This window comes from Pseudoalteromonas sp. NH0006-26, from assembly GCF_057552415.1.
The window spans coordinates 371,633-390,361 of the sequence record NZ_BAAJMJ010000001.1 but is presented as its reverse complement, the minus strand read 5'-3'; the positions used below and the strand labels follow the sequence as shown (position 1 = coordinate 390,361).

The window sequence follows — 18,729 nt, the reverse complement described above, 5'->3', positions numbered from 1 at the left end:
TTATGTTAAAAGCCGTCATTGCCACTAAACATAAAAAGGCACCTTTGATCGCTCCTGCATTAGAAACACTTGGCTATAATGTGGTAACAACCAGTCTATTTGATACCGATACGCTTGGGATGTTTACTAATGAGGTGCAGCGTGATTGCAGTGCCCAAACAGCGGCACTAATAAAAGCTCAACGCGCATGTGAACTCACTGGCGAGCAATGTGGGCTTGGTAGTGAAGGCAGCTTTGGAGGTGGGCCATACCCTGGGTTAATGAACTGGGATGAAGAAGTAATTTGTTTTTACGATAAGCGCACTAATACTGCTATTTATGGACACGCTGGCGGGCCATTTTCACCCAGCAGCTTAGCCATTAACAGCGAGACTAATGTTGAATCGATCACGACTGCATGCCAGCGCTATAAAAAGCAACACTGGATACTTGATGACACTCAAACACTTAATAAAGGGCTAAGCTTTGAAAGCTTGGTTGCTTTATTTACAGAAAAAGCGCCCAAAGCCGGCATAATCACGCCGGATTTAAGAGCTATGTATAGTGGGCAACGCCAAGCTATTATTCGCCTCGCTGCCGAGGACTTAGCAAGGCGGTTGGCATCAAAATGCCCACAATGCCAATGTGCTAACTTTGTTGCAAAACAGCTCACTAAAGGCTTGCCCTGTGAGCTGTGTAACATGCCCACACAACAAGTAAAATCAACAACCTCTTTGTGTGATAGCTGCGGCTATAACCATATTGAAGCGAATGAAAAACACGTTGCCGATGCAACATATTGCCAGTTTTGTAATCCTTAAGAGTTATTATGACATCAATACAACCGACTCAATTATTAAATACTGAAGAGCGTATTAACCAAGCCGTTGCATTATTAAAAGCTGGCGAATGCGTCGCTTTACCCACAGAAACCGTTTATGGCTTAGCCGCAGATGCGACTAATAGTGATGCTGTAGTGAAAATATTTGCAGCGAAAGGACGCCCAACAAATCACCCGCTCATTGTGCATATTCCCAATCAGTCACATGTGCACCACTGGGCAAAAAATGTAAATAAGGCGGCCATCACGCTTGCTGATGCATTTTGGCCTGGCCCACTCACCCTAATTTTAAACGCTAAAGATGATTTAAACAGTCCGGTAACAGGCGGCTTGCCCACCATTGGACTTCGCGTGCCTGCGCATCCTGAGTTTTTAGCGGTACTCAAACAATTAAATACTGGTCTTGCAGCTCCCTCGGCTAATCGATACAAGCAATTGAGCCCAATCAACGCAGCTCATGTTATGCGCGATTTGAATGGTCGAATTAGTGCGGTATTACAAGGAGGTGAATGTAATGTAGGTATTGAATCGACTATTGTCGATGCAAGCTCACAGCAGTTACGCATATTACGCCCAGGACCAATTTCAGCATCTGATATTTTGCAAAAAACTGGACTGCATGTCAGCACGCCACATTCACATAACGAAGTGGTGCCGGGTAATGTAAAAGCGCATTATCAGCCTCATGCACCAGCCATGTTGGCTAATACTGAAGATTTCGCTAAAATTTTGAGTGAAAACTCTCAGGGTAAAAGTCACTATTTAATCTATTCGACTCAAGTGAAACAGCAATTATTAGCGGGCGACATTCCATTAGAACGTATTACTAAGCTAAGTAGCTGCCCTATTGAATACGCTAAAAATATGTATAAAACACTGCATCTTATTGATGAGACGACCCCATTGAATATTTATATCGAAAAACCGCCCATAGGCAGTGAGTGGGCTGCAGTGAATGACCGACTTAGTCGCGCGGCTACTAGTTAGCTTGCAGGTATTCAATTACAGAGGTGGCGTTCACAGGTTTGTAAAAGTAATACCCCTGAAAACGTTTACAGCCAATATCCACTAACATATCAAATTGTGCCTGCTCTTCCACGCCTTCAGCGATAACGCTTATGTTATGGCTGTTGGCAATAGCAATAATACTTTGCACCATGCTGTTAGACTTAGGGTCTATTAAAATATCATCTACAAAGCTTTTATCTATTTTAAGTTCATCTATGGGCAGGCGTCTTAATAAACTCAGTGACGAGTAGCCCGTACCAAAATCATCCATCGAGAAACGTATTCCACGCGATTTTAAGCTCAGTATAGTTTCAATCACGTGTTCAAGATTATCCATAAACAATGATTCTGTAATTTCTAAAATGATACTGTGCGGAGCAACATTGTGCGCCTCTATGCTTTGCAATAATGTCGGAATAAAAGCACTGCTTTGAAATTGCATCACTGAAATGTTGATTGCCAGTTCAAGAGGCGTATCGCTATGTTGTTGCATCTTTGCAAATTCACTAATAGAGCGCGCTAAAACAAAGTCACCGATTTTAAAAATCAAATCACTTTGCTCCGCAATAGCAATAAACTCAGCAGGTGAAACCATGCCTAACTCGCCATCATGCCAACGAATAAGTGCTTCCATAGCATGAATTTTACCCTGTTCATTTACTTGGCATTGATAGGCCATAGAGAATGATTGCTCACTAAGCGCTACATTTAACCGCTCTTCTACTTTTAAACGGCGTAAATAAGCTTGTTTTATATCTGCATGGTAATAACACAGCCACTGCCCTGTGTCTTTTGCCCATTGATTGGCTAAGTGTGCACTGCGCACCAGCTTACTTTTAGTTATACCATGCTCTGGGTAGTTGGCCACACCAACACTAATATTTAAAGGACGTTCAGAATTATTAACTTCGTAATGCTGGATGCTAGACTCTAGGCTTTGTTCAAACACGTGCCTGTTTTGCTCATCCAATAACTGTGGCGTAATAATGCAAAATTCATTACCACTGTTTCTAAAAACCAAATATGGAGCTGCAAATGTAGCTTGCAACATTGCGGCATAGGTTTTAATCGCCTTATCACTATACTCCATACCGAAGCGATTATTCATCGAACGTAAATTGGTAATGTTAATAATTGCTAAGCTAAACGATGTCTCTTTTTTCGCTTCAAAACTATCACGCAGTGCTTTTCGATTAGGTAACTTAGTTAAATCATCATTACGAGAAAGATAAAACAGCTCATCAATCCGTTTTTGCTCAGCGCGAGCAATAAACCTAAAACCAAAATATAACACCGCACAAATTAGTAAATAAATGAAAAAATACCAACAGACTTTCCAATAAAATACACTTTTTATTGGCTGCATCGCCATATGAGAGAGAGTCCATAATTGATAACGATTATCAAATTTTGCAGATGTAATATAAGGCTTACCTCCTACCTGAGTATCAATGCTAAACACTTCTTCTGAAGATTTAAGTATTTCTTTAGCCTTACCCGTTTGCTCTACTAAAGCATTATCAGATAACCCTAGTGCCTGCTTGATTGTAGTTTTTGTATAGCTGGCTATGTCTGCATCTTTCACGGAAGTGTATTGAATAAAACCATCAATCTCTCTTGCTAACATAATGTAATCGTCACTATTACTTTGCAAAACATTAAGGTATTTAGTACCTCTTGACACTGCCATTCCCGCAGTCATTACCGCAATCACAGTGCCACTTTTGTCGCGTAATGCTTTCCTTATTGGAATCACCCATTCTTGTAACGACTGATTAAAATAGGTTTGCCCCAACACCATTTTGTCTGAGCTAAGGGTTTGTGCAAAACTTTGGCGGGTTTTTTCATTTTTTTTCAAGTTGATCATTGTTGAGGCATTTAAATTTGAGCTGTAGTAAATAATTTCCCCTTGGGGATTAAACAGTCCAAAGCCTAATAACACAGGGTTTTCTAGTAAAATATTGTCGAGGAGTTTAATTGTTGATGTTTTCTCGGGTAAGTTATTGTTCGAAAGAATATCTCTGCCAATTAAATCCAGCATAAGTTCTTTATTTCTGAGAGTACTTTTAAGCGCTTGCGCAGAAAATTCCACGCGATTTTGGGAGCTCGTGCGGTATTCTTTTTCGATATTTTGCCATTCGTAAGCCAACAGAATGCTAACTAGGACTAGTCCGCCCAACAGCAAAAAACAAAAGAGTTTCCATAAATTATTTTTTATTAGTGCCATCTAATTTCTCACAACCCCGCCACAACCCGTTTGGTAGTGTGTTATGTATTTGGGCCCTTAATTGCACTTTATGGCTAGCTTGGTTTTTTTTCAAGCTATTTTATTGCAAAATTGAGAAAAACACATACAAAACCACCCTTTATTTAACAAAATAAACAAATAAAATTAACAACCCGAACTTTGATAAGTGTTTTATTTCTATTGCTGAGGTAAGGCGCCCTACATCCTTGCACTGAATAAACGTTTATCGCAGTTATTATTGAGCGGCTATTATAGTTTATTTCTTAAATATAATATTGATTTAAAACAATGCCTTTAATTGTCAATTGCAATTTAAACCCGTATTTGCATTAAGCGCTTTAGTTTAGTCATAATTTTGCAATAATCATCAGCAATAATAGCTGCATTATTAGTCAACATAGTTTTATAAGCCCCCATGAGCGAATCTATGGTGCAATTAACCTTTGCACTACCGTCATTTGAAGATCCTATGTCTGCGGCATTAAGCCACAGCATGGAATTTGAAACGCTGTCACTGCATGCTTCTAGCCAGCATCAAATTGCTTTGCAATGCGTTTTGCCTGAAGCGGCCCATGAAGATGATGTTATTTCGCTTAGCGCAACCTTACCCAATGCTCGTGAAGCTCAGTACTACATAGAAAAAAAGCTCAGCCAGTATGATTTGGAACAAGGGCGGGTCACGCTTAGGTTAAACCAAATAGCGCACCGTCGTGGTTTTGTAATGCAAATGATTTTGCATGGTAAACACGGTACGTTAAAAAATAGCTTGCAGTTTGATATGCAAATTAACCAATTTGGTAATGGATATACTGTACCAATAAATACGATTACGCCGCCTAAGCCTCATCGCCTTCGTCAGTACCTTGCCAGTGTGGGAACAGCTTTAATCTCACTTTTCTAATTATTGTTATAAATTTTATCATTAAGTTTTAATTAGTTAATCGGCAAAGCTCACTTTACCCATGGTTATATCTAAAACCCCTTGCCTTTGATTTTCTGCACTTTGGCGCTGTCCTGCTAAACATTCATTTGCCAGAATAGCAAACAGCACCGCCTCTTTGGCATCAGGGTGAACACCTAAATCATCGGTATTCTTAAACGCCTTAATATTTGGGCAGTTCAATAGCAACTGTTCCATAAGTAGAGGATTATGAATCCCTCCACCACTGGCATATACCACACAATTTTGAGTATCTTTAGCACAATCATTTAACGCCTTGGCAATCGTAGCGGCAGATAGCGTATTTAATGTCGCCAACACATCTTCGTGGCTTAAATCTTGGGTTGCGGTGTGGGCTTGGGCAACGTGCAAAAAGGCTAAATTAAACACCTCAGGCCCCGTTGTTTTTGGCAGTGGTAATTTAAAAAACGCATTATCGCTGAGCGCTTTTAGCAGTTTTGCATTCACCTTGCCTGCTTTGGCAAGCTTTGCGCCCTCATCATAATGCATTCCTTTAAAATAATACTGTACATAGGCATCCATAATAGTATTGCCAGGTCCAATATCAGAACTGAATATAGCTGCAGTATCACTATTTTTAGGTAAAAATGTTAGGTTAGCAATCCCCCCCATATTGAGTAATATTCGGTTTTCATCAGGGCTGGCAAAAAACAAATAATCGCCATACACAGCCAACGGCGCACCTTCTCCACCAGCGGCAATATGCTTTTGTCTAAAATCGCCAACAGTGGTAATGCCTGTAGTAACTGCTATTTGGTCACTATCACCTATTTGCAAGGTGCCATGTTTAAAGTCATGGTGGTTATGCTGCGACTGCGGACAGTGATAAATAGTTTGTCCGTGACTGGCTATGGCATCAATACTCGCAGGGTCAATACCCCATGCAATCAAGCACTGATTAACCATCTCACCATGAAGTTTGCCCACCCAAGGGTGTAATAAAGTCAACACTTCTAAATCGCATTCGCGCTTGGCAAATACCTGCTTTATTTTACTTTTATACTCGTCGTTATATTCAACTGTAGTAAAATTTAACACCTCTATTTGTGTATGCAAACCTGCACCGGTTATTTTACATAGCGCCACATCTAAACCATCTAACGAGGTGCCACTCATTAAACCAATAATTAAACGGCTAGGCTTTTTAGCGCTATTGTAAAGTGCTTCGATATGAGGGTGCATTGAGAGACTCTGTCTGGGTGTTTTTTTTATTTTAAAAGAGTTTTAAGCAAAGTTATACCTGTATACACTTTAATTTTAATGAATGGGTTTTCATTGTTTAAGCGTTTAAAGCTTGCTAAGTTATTGGCTGATAATAACAAACTCATTTATAGCATGATCACTCTACGAGCATTTAAACAACACGATACCTGCCAAATAGTCACCATTTTGAATGATCATCAAGTAGCTCGCTATTTGTCCTCTAAAATTCCATTTCCTTATACCCAAGCAGACGCCCAGTGGTGGATAAACGATGGCTCAAAATTTGGCATCATTAAAGCCATCGAAGTTGACGGCCTGTGCGTTGGTTGTATTGGTGTTACTCCCGGTGAATTTGAGTATAGTCGCAGTGGCGAAATTGGTTATTGGCTTAGTCAGCAATATTGGGGGCAAGGAATTATCACCCAAGCCATTAAGCTTATTTGCAAAGAAGCATTTAAAAGCAGTGAGTTAAATAGAATCTTTGCTACGGTATTTTCAGGTAATATTGGCTCCATAAAAGCACTCACCAAAGCAGAATTTTCATTAGAAGCGCAACTCAAGCAAGCTATTTATAAAAACAACCAATTTTACGACGCTGTTATTTTAAGCTTACTTAAAAACCATCAACCTAATCTAAATTAGAATAAATACTCTATGCAGGGTTGAATTAACACTCTCTCGCCCAAAGCTCGTGTATCAAGGTACAAATTTTGTCCGCCTATCCGCGCATTATTGTTTAGCAATGTATAGTTTTAAAGCTTAAACATTCGGTATATAGGTGGTTTTTTCACTCTATTTTGGAGATTTTTATGTCCACAACCAGCCGTCAATTTACTTTAGCATCGCGCCCACACGGCGCACCGACCAATGAAAACTTTGAACTTAAAAACGTAGAGCTGCCATCATTAAAGGATGGTGAAGTATTGCTGCGTACTATTTATTTGTCACTAGACCCCTATATGCGTGGCCGCATGAGCGATGCTAAGTCATATGCCGACCCGGTAGAAATTGGTGATGTAATGGTCGGTGCAACGGTTTGCCAAGTAGAATCATCTAAAAACGATACCTTTAGCGAAGGCGAATGGGTATTAGCATATACAGGCTGGCAAACTTACGCTATCTCAAACGGCGAGGGCTTAATGTCATTAGGCAAAGAGCCTAAAAATCCATCTTATGCACTCGGTATTATGGGTATGCCTGGTTTTACTGCCTACATGGGATTGTTAGATATTGGCGCACCTAAAGCAGGTGAAACTGTGGTCGTTGCAGCAGCAACAGGGCCTGTGGGGGCCACGGTTGGTCAAATAGCGAAAATTAAAGGCTGTAAAGTAGTAGGGGTTGCCGGAGGCAGCGAAAAATGTACGCATGCTGTTAAAAATCTTGGCTTTGATGCCTGTATTGACCATAAAGCTGATGACTTTGCCGAACAATTAGAAAAGGCATGTGAGCAAGGCATTGATGTTTATTATGAAAATGTGGGCGGAAAAGTATTTGATGCCGTATTACCTTTGCTGAATACCTCAGCACGCGTACCTGTGTGCGGGTTAGTATCGCAATATAATGCCACCAGTCTGCCTGAAGGCCCAGATAGAATGGGCATGCTTATGGGTCAATTGCTTACTAAACGAATAAAAATGCAAGGCTTTATAATTTTTGATGATTACGGCCACCGCTATGACGAATTTGCCCAAGACATGCAACAGTGGCTACAAGATGGAAGAATTCAATACCGCGAACATCTTGTCGATGGGTTCGAAAAAACCATCAGCGCATTTAACGATATGATCAGTGGTAAAAACTTTGGTAAAACCGTAGTAAAAATTAACAGCCCACTATAATAACATTCATGCTGTGTTGTAATTCAGCACAGCCCAATAAGGAAGATAATGATTAAACTACACCACTTAAATAAATCTCGCTCTAAACGTATTATTTGGTTACTCGAAGAGCTTGAAGTTGATTACGAAATTGTTGCTTATCAGCGCAACACTGAAACTTTTTTAGCCCCTGATGAGCTTAAAAATGTGCATCCGCTGGGTAAATCACCGGTTATCGAAGATGACGGCTTAGTGATTGCCGAGTCTGGCGCTATCACAGATTATTTGATCACTAAATATGGCAAAGGTAAATTTGCACCAACCACAGGTACTGCAGAATTTTTAGACTATCAACAATGGCTTCACTTTGCAGAAAGCTCTGCAATTTTACCATTATTGCTGAAAATGTTTGTGCAAAAAGACGGTGCTAAAACGCAGTTTTTAGAGGGCTATGCCGATGCTGAAACCGCTAAAGTAATTAGCTATTTTAACAACCGCCTTGAAGGTAAGCGCTATTTAGTAGGCGACACCCTAACTGGTGCCGATTTTATGATGTCGTTTATTGTTGAAATAGTTAAAAATGCTGGCCAGCTTGCACACTTTAAAAACCTTGTTAAATATGATGAGCAATTGCAAAACCACGAGAAGTTTCATACTGCTAACGAGCTTGAAGCTAAATACGATTAACTGGTTAAACACTAATGAAGAAAGGGTCATAAGACCCTTTCGTTTATGGTTAACCTTTACAAAATCGCATTTTAAATACCCGCCAACTCTCGCTCAGTAATACACTCACCCGATGCCATTTCGAATTCTCGACACGTTAACGGACGATTTTCATAAATAGTACACATTAACGTGTTTCTATCGAGAGCTTGGCACCAGCCATCGTCGCCACGTTTCATGACTTCACCGCCCCATTTGTCGTAATCAATATACTGAAAAGGGACACCGGTATCGGTAATAATACGCACCTCTAATTGGCAACAACACGCTTGGCAATTAGTGCATGTGATGGGTTCGTTAGTCGGGGTTATATTTCTTACAGGGATAACGTTGTGCGGCATAATGGCTTACAGTTTAGAATAAGCCACCAGAGTACAGGAACTAATAGCAATTGCATTAAAATTAATATAATTTATCGTGCCAGTAATATCGCTTTAATTTCGCTGTAGCGCTGTTGCTCACACAGTGCAAAACCACTTAGTTGGCGTACCTTATTACGCGCAAATAGCGGCACACTCATTCCCGCTAAAAACCGACATTGGGTTTCAATGCCTACATTGTGCACGCCTTTCGTTGCCATATGCGCCAAAAACTCATCCACTTTTTGATAAATAAGCGCTGTATCAATCTTTGCAGGGGTGATTGAGTATTCAAGCTTGACCGCATGTCCACGGCACACACTACAATGCCCACATTGCTGTGGCGCATTCGCATCATCAAAGTAACGGGCCAGGTTATAGCTTAAGCAAGATTGCAGCTCAAAAAAACGCACCAAAGCAGCAATCCGTTTTATTTCAGCTTGCTCTTTATCGGTAAAATAATCGTGTAACTGCTGGGCAAGCTCAGGGTTATTAATCACCTCGCTATGCACTTTGTACACTTGAGTAATACGTTTGGTTTCAAGGGTGATATGGTTTTTTTCCGCTAGGTAATCAAGTGCGGCTACCACACGTTTACGGTCAACTTGCTCGGCTTGGGTCAAGCTATCAAAGTTGAGTGTACCCCATATTTTTTTAAAGTCGGTATGGCTAAATATTTGTGTTAAAAAGGCTTGGCGCTGCTGATCAAACTGGCTAAGTAACTCATTTTTATCAACTAAAAATTTATACTTAAAATCAGCGTAATACGCATACTGCGGGGTTATTGCGCCTTGCATTTCCAATTGTACCAGCAAGGTTTTAAGGGCAAGCTGGCGAATATTACTCTCGCTTGAAAGGCTATATTCTTGCATTTCCCATTGCTGTTGAGCTTGGCGAATATCGTTAATAACATATTCAATACCGCTGAGCTCTGGGGTATCGCCGTAAATAAAGTTTTCTACTGTATTTAAGCCATCTAAATTAGCCAGGGTATAACAATTTGATGGGTTGCCGTCACGCCCTGCACGACCAATTTCTTGGCTGTAGTTTTCAATTGATTTAGGTAAATCGTAGTGAATCACAAAGCGTATGTCTGATTTATCAACCCCCATGCCAAAGGCAATAGTGGCGACCACCACATTTATTTTACCCGCCATAAAATCATCTTGAATTTGCCCGCGTAAGGTATCTTCAAGCCCTGCATGATACGCCACCGCCTGCAGACCCTGTGCGCTTAACATATTGGCCACTTGCTCAGCACTTTGCTGCAGCGTGACATACACAATACCGGGGCCGGTTTGCGCACGGACAATTTTAGTAAGCTCAGTGTTTTTATCGGCAGTTTTAACACTCAGCACACTTAAATCTAAATTAGCGCGATAAAACCCCGTTTGCACAATACATTGTGGCTCAATAGCAAAGCGTTCTGCCATATCGCGTTTTACTTTTTTAGTGGCTGTGGCGGTTAATAGTAACACTAACGGAATATTTAGCTCTTCACGGTAACGCGGTAGTTTTAAATAGTCGGGTCTAAAATTATGACCCCACTCAGATATACAATGCGCTTCGTCTACCACCAACATAGAAAGCGCTACTTGGCTAATAAACTCTCTAAAGCGTTCGTTTTTAAAGCGCTCAACCGATACCATTAACACTTTAACTTTACCACTGCGCACATCGTTCATTACGGTACTGCTTTGCATTTGATCTTGGCTTGAATCGAGGCTTGCAGCATAGATGCCTTTACTGTTTAAAAAGCTTATTTGATCTTTCATAAGCGCTAATAATGGCGATACCACTAAAGTTAAATGCGGTAAATGTAACGCGGTGAGTTGATAGCACAAGGATTTACCCGACCCTGTAGGAAATATCGCCAGTGATGATTGACCATTTAGCAGTTGCTCTATGGTTTGTTGTTGCCCTGCTCTAAACTGATTAAAACCAAAATGTTGCTCAAGAGACTGAACTAGCGAGGTACTCATAAAAGCGTCCTTTTTATGTCGGTGCCCATAAATGCTGTAAATGCGCATTAGATGAAATATTTGCATATAAGTATACAGCAAATGACGTGATTTTTTGCTGACATGCGTGTTATTTAGGCGCACAATATTACCTAAGTGATGCATTGCCAAAATAATTTTTTTGATACCCAAGTCATTTTAAAAATCAACGTACAGAAATTGCTTCGGTATATTATTTTTAAGGGCATAGTCATGGACAAAACCATACCAAAAATCGTCATCATAGGCGGTGGCGCTGGTGGGCTGGAGCTAGCAACTCAATTAGGGCACAAATTAGGAAAGAAGCAACACGCAAATATATTACTTATTGATAAAAACCGCACTCATATTTGGAAACCGTTATTACATGAGGTTGCAACCGGCTCTATTGATGCAGATTTAGATGGCGTTGTATACTCAGCCCATGCAGCCAAGCACCACTACAACTTCCAGCTTGGCACCTTTTGTAACCTCGATAACAATAATAAAACCATCACCTTAAGTTCCCTAAATGATGAATTAGGGCATCAAATTTTACCAAAACGAACTGTTCACTATGACCACCTTGTTATTGCTATAGGCAGTGTCAGTAATGACTTTAATACCCCTGGCATTAAAGAGCATTGCTTTTACCTCGATTCAAACCAACAAGCCGAACGCTTTCAACACGCCTTACTAGATAACTTTACTCGCCTTCATCAAGACGACGACCCATTGCATTCATTAAACATTGCTATTGTTGGCGGTGGGGCAACAGGTGTTGAGCTCTCGGCTGAGCTGTATCATGTTTCTGACTTACTCAAAATATACGGTTTAACCAATATGTCGGCTAAGCGCTTACACATACACTTGATTGAAGCGGGCCCCCGCATTTTACCTGCGCTATCTGAGCGAATTGCCAGCTCAGCCAAACGTGAGTTATTAAGATTAGGGGTTATCGTACGAGAAAACACCCAAGTTAAACAAGCAACCGAGCATGGCTTTATCACAAACGGTGACGAGCAAATAAATGCGGATATTATGGTGTGGGCAGCAGGGGTAAAAGCCCCTGACTTCATTAAAGAGCTAGACATATTTGAGCTAACACGTAGCAATCAAATAAAAGTGAATGATTACTTACAAAGTAACCTAGACCCTCAAATATATGTGCTTGGTGATTGCTGCGCGTTTACCCAAGATGATGGGACACAAGTGCCCCCACGCGCACAATCGGCGCATCAAATGGCGCAGTGCGTTGAAAAAAACCTGATTGCTACACTGCGTGAGCAACCCCTTAAGAAGTTTGAATATAACGACCATGGCTCACTGGTAAATTTATCGCGCTACAGCACGGTGGGCAGCTTAATGGGTAACCTAACCAGTAGTAGTTTTTTTATTGAAGGTAAAATTGCTCGCTTTATGTATATTTCATTATACAGAATGCATCAGCGCGCTATTCACGGCAGTGCCAAAACCTTTGCTTTATGGATCAGCGAAAAGGTGCTGCGTGTTGTGCGTCCTAAAATGAAGCTGCACTAGCCAAGATTAAAGACAGTGGTAATTTAAGTTATCACTGTCTTTAATCTTTAATATTAGCTATATACAGTACACAAAAATTTTAAGGAACAGGCTATGTCGGGTAAAACGCTTATTTTTAATTTTGATGGTACCGGCAGTGAACCCCGCGACGCAGACCAATTTAGTACTGAGCACTTTAAAGAAGACGCCAGTATTTCTAATATTTTAAAACTACATTTATTGCTCGGTGGAAAACTTGATGATTCACCCACCACCCCATTTTCCAAGCAATTAAGTTTTTATTACCAAGGCATAGGCACCAAGGGCAGTCGTTTAAAGCGAATTTTAAATCAAGCACTTGCCCCACGCTCTGACGATGTAGCCATCATTTTAACTCAAGCTATTAATGATTTTAAACAACACTATCAAAGCGGCGATACCCTACTGCTTACTGGTTTTAGTAGAGGCGCGGCATTAGCACGGCGCTTTGCTAAATGTCTAGAACCATTAATAAATGAGCGAGTGTATTTGTGTGTTTTTGACACCGTGGCCTCAATTGGCCTGTCAAAGGTAAGTAAGGCTACCCGCGGTGCTGAACATGTTATTTTTGAAAACCATACCATTGCCAATAATGTCACTGAGGCATTGCACTGTGTTGCGCTTGATGAAAAACGTCGCGCCTTTGAGCCCACATTAATGAACCAACAAGCCAACATTACCGAGCTGTGGTTTGCAGGAGCTCATTCCGATGTGGGAGGTGGCTACTATCGCGATGGGCTTGCCGATATTTGTTTGCGTTATGCACTTGAATGGCTTATTGCTCAACCGCTGTCAGTTTCATTGCTAACCAGCCATGACATAGACTACGAAAGTCTTTTACCTGAGAGTAACTTGGTTGCCCAAGACGATGTGACGGTTATTCCCGATCCACTGGCGTTGAGTCATCAGCAACATTACTTTTGGTTAAACCCATTTTTTAAACTTGTTGATAGGCAGTGCTGTGTATTAATTGACGATGAAATAAGCCACATCGCTCCATTAATACATCACAGTGTTGCGCAGCGAATTAATAAATTAACTAGCTACCGCCCTGAATCGTTAAAAAACTTACATTATAAAATGATTTACAGTGACGACAGCACACTAAACTTTATGGGACTCAGTAGCCATATAATGCTCGCCAACCAAAATATGAGCTTACTGAGTGTTAATCAAAGCCAAGATGTGATGGTGTACGCCAGCGAAACTTATAACGCCACCGGCTTAATGCTTACCCAAGGTGCGACCTATCGCTTTACACCTTATGCTAATCAATATTGGTATGACGATGGTGTAAAGTGCTCTCCTTCTGGTTGGCATCGCGATAACGTGCAACTCGGTGTAAAAGAGATCCCTATGGCATTACTTGAGCCATTTAGACGTTTAGCTATGGCGCAGTGGTTTAGTTTAATAGGTACAATTGGCCAAAGCGATGAACATGCATTTGAAATTGCCGAAGGCGTTGAAGTAACCATTAAAAAATCGGGAGAATTTTGCCCATTTGCTAATGATTTAAATCGTTTTTATGGGGCGAATGCTGGCAGGATAAAACTCAAAATAACGCGATTAAGTTGACATGTAATAGTTAATAATCAGTGCACTTTATACTGCAAAGTGCACTGAGCTAGGGATAGCTGGTGGATGTTATTACTTTTTCATTTTATGGCCTTTCACGGCATAAAATAATATAAATAAGTAACAGGGTAACAATACAGAATAGCCAGTTTGTAGCGAGGTAAAGCCGCTCAGTAAGCCCCATAACACCGGACCAAATGCACCGCCTGCAATACCCATTACTAACAGTGCTGAGCCTGTACTGGTTAGTTTACCTAACCCTGATAACGCTAGTGGGAAAACCGCTGGCCAAACAATGGCGTTTGCTAAGCCTAAAAAGGCAATTAGTAGTAAAGCGTCTGGTAAATTTGCGCCACCTAAAGGCACCAGTATGGCGTTGGCAATAACAAACGATTGCGCATCAATAAACAAAATACACAGGGTGATCACAATACCCAATACTGCCGATGCTGTTAAGGCCGCTTGCTGAGAGATAAATTTAGGGATAAGCATAATACCTAAAATATAACCAAACACCATAAACATCATAGTGTATGAGGTCATTACCCCATAGTTTTCAACACCCAGCGATAGTGCAAAAGTACCTATGGTATCGCCAGCAATAACCTCTACGGCAACATATAAAAAGATAGCAATAGCACCTAACACTAAGTTTGGATGAGAGAGTGTTTCACGAATTTCACTTTTATCGTTTATTGCTTCAACTTCATCATTGATAAGTTCTGGCAGCGGTGATTTTTTAACTGCAAAAGCTAATACACCAATGAATAGCGCCATGCCTAAGTAAGGTAAAATAAGGCCATTTGCCATATCATCAACTTGCTGTTGGCTTAGCTCTGTGCCTACCGTACCGGTAAAGTTACTTAAAATTAAGGCGGTAAATACCATCGGCGAGATAACTCCTGCGCCTTTATTTAAAATACCCATAATACTAATACGTACAGCCGCTGATTCTTCTGGCCCTAAGCGCACCACATACGGGTTAACCGCGGTTTGTAATAAGGTTTGCCCTGCGCCCATTACTAACTGGGCTAATAAAAATAAAGGAAAAAACTGTGACATAGCAGCAGGAATAAACATTAAGCCTGCTAACATCATACAGCCCATACCCAATGCCATACCGTTTTTATAGCCAACCTTCTTGATCAATACTGCCGAGGGCAGCGCAGTAAATGTAACCGCAATATAAAAGGAAAATAAAATTAACGACCCTTGAAATGGAGTTAACTGTAAAATTTGACTTAAGTACGGCATTAACGAGCCATTAAGCCAAGTAGCAAAGCCCAGTATAAAAAATAATACCGCAACAATGGCCATTGGGACCACGCTACTATTTTTGGACGTATCCATAACATTGGTTGTCATGTTATTTTCCTTTATTTATATTTATTATGTTGTTAACAAACCTGAGCGCCGCCAATCCACGTGCTAATGACTTGTTGTTGTGTGTTTAATTGTACAAAATCTGCTGGGCTACCCAGTATTAATCGCCCGTGTGTGGCAGGCAACTTTAAATACTGAGCAGGATATAAACTGGCCATTTTAAGCGCTTGCGCTAATGGCTGTTTTAAATGAATCACGGTGTTTCTAACTGCGGTTGCCATATCAAGCGCAGAACCCGCCAACTCGCCTGTTGTAGAGGTGAGTTTACCATTATCTAAGTTGACAGTTCGGTCAAAAAAAGCAAATTGAGTGTCATCTGTTCCCACTGGTGGCATCGCATCAGTAACTAAAAACACGCGCCCTATTGGTTTTGCTTTTAATGCCAGTTGGCATGCTGCGTAATCAACATGATGGCCATCAACAATTAAGCCACAATAAGTATCATCATTTAATAATGCACAGCCAACCACTCCCGGCTCACGCCCTTGTAATGGCGACATAGCATTGTATAAATGCGTAAATCCGGTTGCCCCAGCATCAACGCCTTGTTGAGCCTGTGCAAAGCTTGCGTTGGTATGGCCTAAGCAAACCTGAATTCCTAAATCGCGCATTTTGGTAATATCGCTTGGTAGTACATTTTCAGGCGCTAAGGTTACCACGACTTTACCTAAATCTTGGCGAGATAACACCTGCCATTCTTGTTCAGAAATAGGACGAATAAAATCAGCGCTGTGAGCGCCCTTTTTTGCCACTGACAAATGCGGGCCTTCAAAGTGAATACCAATAATACCTGGCGTTTTTTGGGCTATCGCCTTAGCAATTACATCGGCTGCTTGGCGCATTACTTCTACGGTGTCAGTAATTAACGTTGGCAGCATAGCAGTTGTACCGTATTTGGCATGTGCTAGCAGTATTTTTTTAACCCCTGCAACACTGCTAGTACGGTTAAACAACTCACCGCCACCGCCATTAACTTGTAGATCAATAAAGCCAGGTGCAACTAAACCCGTTAGGTGCTCGTCTGCCTGCTGTACGTTATCATCTATTGCCGTAATAATACCCGCATCAACGCTGAGCACTTTGTCGTTAACAAAGTGCTCGCCATCAAAAAACTGGGCTACATGAATTCGTTTAACTGACATTTATAATGTCCTTGTTACTTTTTTAAGCCCCTTTGGCTCATCAGGATTAAAACCACGGCTTAATGCCACTTTTGCCACATCAAGGTAAAAACGCTGTAATACTAAAAATGGCGCTAATCGCGGGTGTACTTTAATACCTTGTTGGTTAAGGCTAATCACTTGTGCACCGCGTTTTTTGACCTCAGCAATTTGCTGCTGATGTGACTCTTTGGTTTCATCTTCAACCGAGCAATCTAAAATCACTAACCCTTGCTCAACTAAGGTCACCGGACCATGTAAAAACTCCGCACTACTAAATGACTCAGCATGAATAGCACACACCTCTTTAAGCTTAAGTGCCATTTCTTTTGAGATAGAAAACCCTAAACCACGTGCCAATACCACCATATTCTTAATATTTGCAAACTCAGTAGGTTGTAGCTGAGTTGGCGAATCTATAATGGCATTAAGCGCGCTAGGTAACTCGTTAAGCGATTGTAATAATGACTCATTTTGCGTCCAATTAGCAACAATATGTACCAATGCCGACAACGTTGCCAAATAGCTTTTTGTTGCCGCCACCGAAATTTCATCACCGGCTTTAAGAGGCACAAAATCATCGACAATATCTTGCAATGGCGACGCTTCATCGTTAACCAACGCAATACAATAAGCGCCCGCCTCTTTAGCCATTTTTGCCTGAGCAAGAATGTCTGGGCTGCGTCCTGATTGAGAAATAACAATTACCACGGCGCCTTCCAGCTTTAATGTTTTACCATATACACTCGCCACTGAGGGCGCAGCTGAACTGACCGGTACACCCGCTTCAATTTCAATTAAATACTTACCAAAAACGCCAGCATGATCAGATGAACCGCGACCAATCATCATAACTACTTTAGGGGCCATATCGCGAAGCTTATGACCAATTTTTTCCACTAAAGGTTGGTTGGCAATAATTTGCTTTTCAATAACATTTGGCGTTTGCGCCGCTTCTTTTTCCATTAGTGTGTTAAACATCATAACTCCTGGCTGCTGTAATTAACGTGCTGTTGTTTAGCGTAAAGTACAGACCCCATTTCTGGTGACGATAATGGGGCTGATAAAATAGCTTGTATGTCTGGATCTAACCATGTTGTCATCACGGTTGATAAACCACCAATAAACGAAAGCCTTGGTGGGTTTTTATCTAATAATTGTCGTGCAATGTCGCTTAAATAAGCGCCACCTTCTTTTAAAATAGCAATTGCTGTGGCATCGTTCGCCTGTGCTGATTGAAAAACACATCCTGCAAGTTGCGCAAAAAAGGCTGCAGGCTTATTGGCAATCACTTCAACAAGTTGCATTGCATCGCTGACTTCTAAATAATTCATTAACAAGTTAGTAAGCGCACCACTTGGTATTAATTTATCTAGGCTAAGCAGCACATACTGACAAGCAGTAAAGCCAATCCATGCACCACTGCCTTTATCACCATGTGGAAAGCCATGACCACCAATCATAAACGATTGGCCATTAACGTATGAAAATCCACACGAGCCAGTGCCAGCAATCATCACTGCGCCATCCTCGCCCTGATGAGCGCCCATACAAGCAATAAGTAAATCAGTAGTTAAGTGCATGGTTTTAAATGGGTGTTGCCATTGTGTCATTTGATTATGCAAACTTGGTAAGTTAACCCCTGCTAGGCCAACCCCTGCAATAAGCTCAGATAAAGGCGTATCTTTAAGCCCTGCATCTTGTAATGCTAAACGCACTGATTGCTCAATAGAATAAGTTGCTTGATTAAACCCATGTAACGGGTTACCTGGGCCTGACACGCCGGTGCCGACTATGTCATTACAGCTATTGACGATAATTGCTTTACATTTAGTGCCGCCGCCATCGATCCCCACAAAGAGTTGATTGTTTTTAAGATTGTTGGTGATCATTTTTGCCTCTTAAGTTGTTCGACCGTTTTGCAAAACACTAA

The 18,729-nt window shown here is 41.1% G+C and carries 16 protein-coding genes; 8 read left to right on the top strand and 8 right to left on the bottom strand.

Annotation, left to right across the window (positions count from 1 at the left end; genetic code table 11):
• Positions 1–2 precede the first annotated feature (2 nt).
• Together AC27JR_RS01600 and AC27JR_RS01595 are read left to right on the top strand one after the other, a co-directional pair.
• Positions 3–800 (top strand): DUF6671 family protein, encoded by a 798-nt coding sequence (locus AC27JR_RS01600; protein WP_487172560.1) that lies wholly within the window; start codon positions 3–5, stop codon positions 798–800.
• Between the two features lie 8 nt (positions 801–808).
• Positions 809–1,807 carry an L-threonylcarbamoyladenylate synthase gene (locus AC27JR_RS01595; protein WP_487172559.1) on the top strand — a complete coding sequence of 333 codons (999 nt, stop codon included), beginning with the start codon at positions 809–811 and terminating at the stop codon, positions 1,805–1,807.
• Here AC27JR_RS01595 and AC27JR_RS01590 read toward each other — a convergent pair.
• Complete coding sequence (locus AC27JR_RS01590) at positions 1,800–3,869, bottom strand: bifunctional diguanylate cyclase/phosphodiesterase (protein ID WP_487172558.1); 2,070 nt, start codon at positions 3,867–3,869, stop codon at positions 1,800–1,802. The two genes, AC27JR_RS01595 and AC27JR_RS01590, sit on opposite strands and share 8 nt — an antisense overlap.
• A gap of 622 nt (positions 3,870–4,491) precedes the next feature.
• Here AC27JR_RS01590 and AC27JR_RS01585 point away from each other — a divergent pair.
• The gene (locus tag AC27JR_RS01585) at positions 4,492–4,977 is read left to right on the top strand and encodes a hypothetical protein (RefSeq protein ID WP_487172557.1); all 486 of its coding nucleotides are present in this window, start codon (positions 4,492–4,494) and stop codon (positions 4,975–4,977) included.
• 36 nt (positions 4,978–5,013) lie between these two features.
• On the opposite strand, the gene AC27JR_RS01580 is transcribed toward AC27JR_RS01585, so the two are convergent.
• Positions 5,014–6,219, bottom strand: a complete 1,206-nt coding sequence (locus AC27JR_RS01580; RefSeq protein ID WP_487172556.1) for an anhydro-N-acetylmuramic acid kinase — start codon at positions 6,217–6,219, stop codon at positions 5,014–5,016.
• Between the two features lie 153 nt (positions 6,220–6,372).
• Here AC27JR_RS01580 and AC27JR_RS01575 point away from each other — a divergent pair, with 153 nt between their 5' ends.
• The 3 genes from AC27JR_RS01575 (at position 6,373) to AC27JR_RS01565 (ending at position 8,744) form a co-directional block, all read left to right on the top strand.
• The gene (locus tag AC27JR_RS01575; RefSeq protein ID WP_487172710.1) at positions 6,373–6,882 is read left to right on the top strand and encodes a GNAT family N-acetyltransferase; all 510 of its coding nucleotides are present in this window, start codon (positions 6,373–6,375) and stop codon (positions 6,880–6,882) included.
• A 167-nt stretch (positions 6,883–7,049) separates the two neighbouring features.
• Complete coding sequence (locus AC27JR_RS01570; protein ID WP_487172555.1) at positions 7,050–8,078, top strand: NADP-dependent oxidoreductase; 1,029 nt, start codon at positions 7,050–7,052, stop codon at positions 8,076–8,078.
• A 48-nt stretch (positions 8,079–8,126) separates the two neighbouring features.
• Entirely contained in the window at positions 8,127–8,744 is a 618-nt protein-coding gene (locus tag AC27JR_RS01565) for a glutathione S-transferase family protein (RefSeq protein WP_487172554.1), read from the top strand.
• A 71-nt stretch (positions 8,745–8,815) separates the two neighbouring features.
• Here the strand turns inward: AC27JR_RS01565 and AC27JR_RS01560 are convergent, their stop codons facing one another.
• Positions 8,816–9,124 carry a YkgJ family cysteine cluster protein gene (locus AC27JR_RS01560; protein ID WP_131692269.1) on the bottom strand — a complete coding sequence of 103 codons (309 nt, stop codon included), beginning with the start codon at positions 9,122–9,124 and terminating at the stop codon, positions 8,816–8,818.
• Between the two features lie 71 nt (positions 9,125–9,195).
• Positions 9,196–11,124 (bottom strand): RecQ family ATP-dependent DNA helicase, encoded by a 1,929-nt coding sequence (locus AC27JR_RS01555; RefSeq protein ID WP_487172553.1) that lies wholly within the window; start codon positions 11,122–11,124, stop codon positions 9,196–9,198.
• A 231-nt stretch (positions 11,125–11,355) separates the two neighbouring features.
• Between AC27JR_RS01555 and AC27JR_RS01550 the strand changes: the two genes are divergently transcribed.
• Complete coding sequence (locus AC27JR_RS01550) at positions 11,356–12,660, top strand: NAD(P)/FAD-dependent oxidoreductase (RefSeq protein ID WP_131692271.1); 1,305 nt, start codon at positions 11,356–11,358, stop codon at positions 12,658–12,660.
• 93 nt (positions 12,661–12,753) lie between these two features.
• Complete coding sequence (locus AC27JR_RS01545; protein ID WP_487172552.1) at positions 12,754–14,253, top strand: phospholipase effector Tle1 domain-containing protein; 1,500 nt, start codon at positions 12,754–12,756, stop codon at positions 14,251–14,253.
• A 72-nt stretch (positions 14,254–14,325) separates the two neighbouring features.
• On the opposite strand, the gene nagP is transcribed toward AC27JR_RS01545, so the two are convergent.
• The 4 genes from nagP to nagK are packed head-to-tail and all read right to left on the bottom strand — an operon-like array spanning position 14,326 to position 18,688.
• Positions 14,326–15,618: an N-acetylglucosamine MFS transporter NagP gene (gene nagP / locus AC27JR_RS01540; protein ID WP_131692273.1), complete on the bottom strand. Its 1,293-nt coding sequence runs from the start codon at positions 15,616–15,618 to the stop codon at positions 14,326–14,328.
• Between the two features lie 32 nt (positions 15,619–15,650).
• Positions 15,651–16,778 carry an N-acetylglucosamine-6-phosphate deacetylase gene (gene nagA / locus AC27JR_RS01535; RefSeq protein WP_487172551.1) on the bottom strand — a complete coding sequence of 376 codons (1,128 nt, stop codon included), beginning with the start codon at positions 16,776–16,778 and terminating at the stop codon, positions 15,651–15,653.
• Positions 16,779–17,777: a glucosamine-6-phosphate deaminase NagB-II gene (gene nagB-II, locus AC27JR_RS01530; RefSeq protein ID WP_008464949.1), complete on the bottom strand. Its 999-nt coding sequence runs from the start codon at positions 17,775–17,777 to the stop codon at positions 16,779–16,781.
• Positions 17,777–18,688, bottom strand: a complete 912-nt coding sequence (nagK, locus tag AC27JR_RS01525; protein WP_487172550.1) for an N-acetylglucosamine kinase — start codon at positions 18,686–18,688, stop codon at positions 17,777–17,779. Before nagK ends, nagB-II begins: the two co-directional genes overlap by 1 nt.
• Positions 18,689–18,729 lie beyond the last annotated feature (41 nt).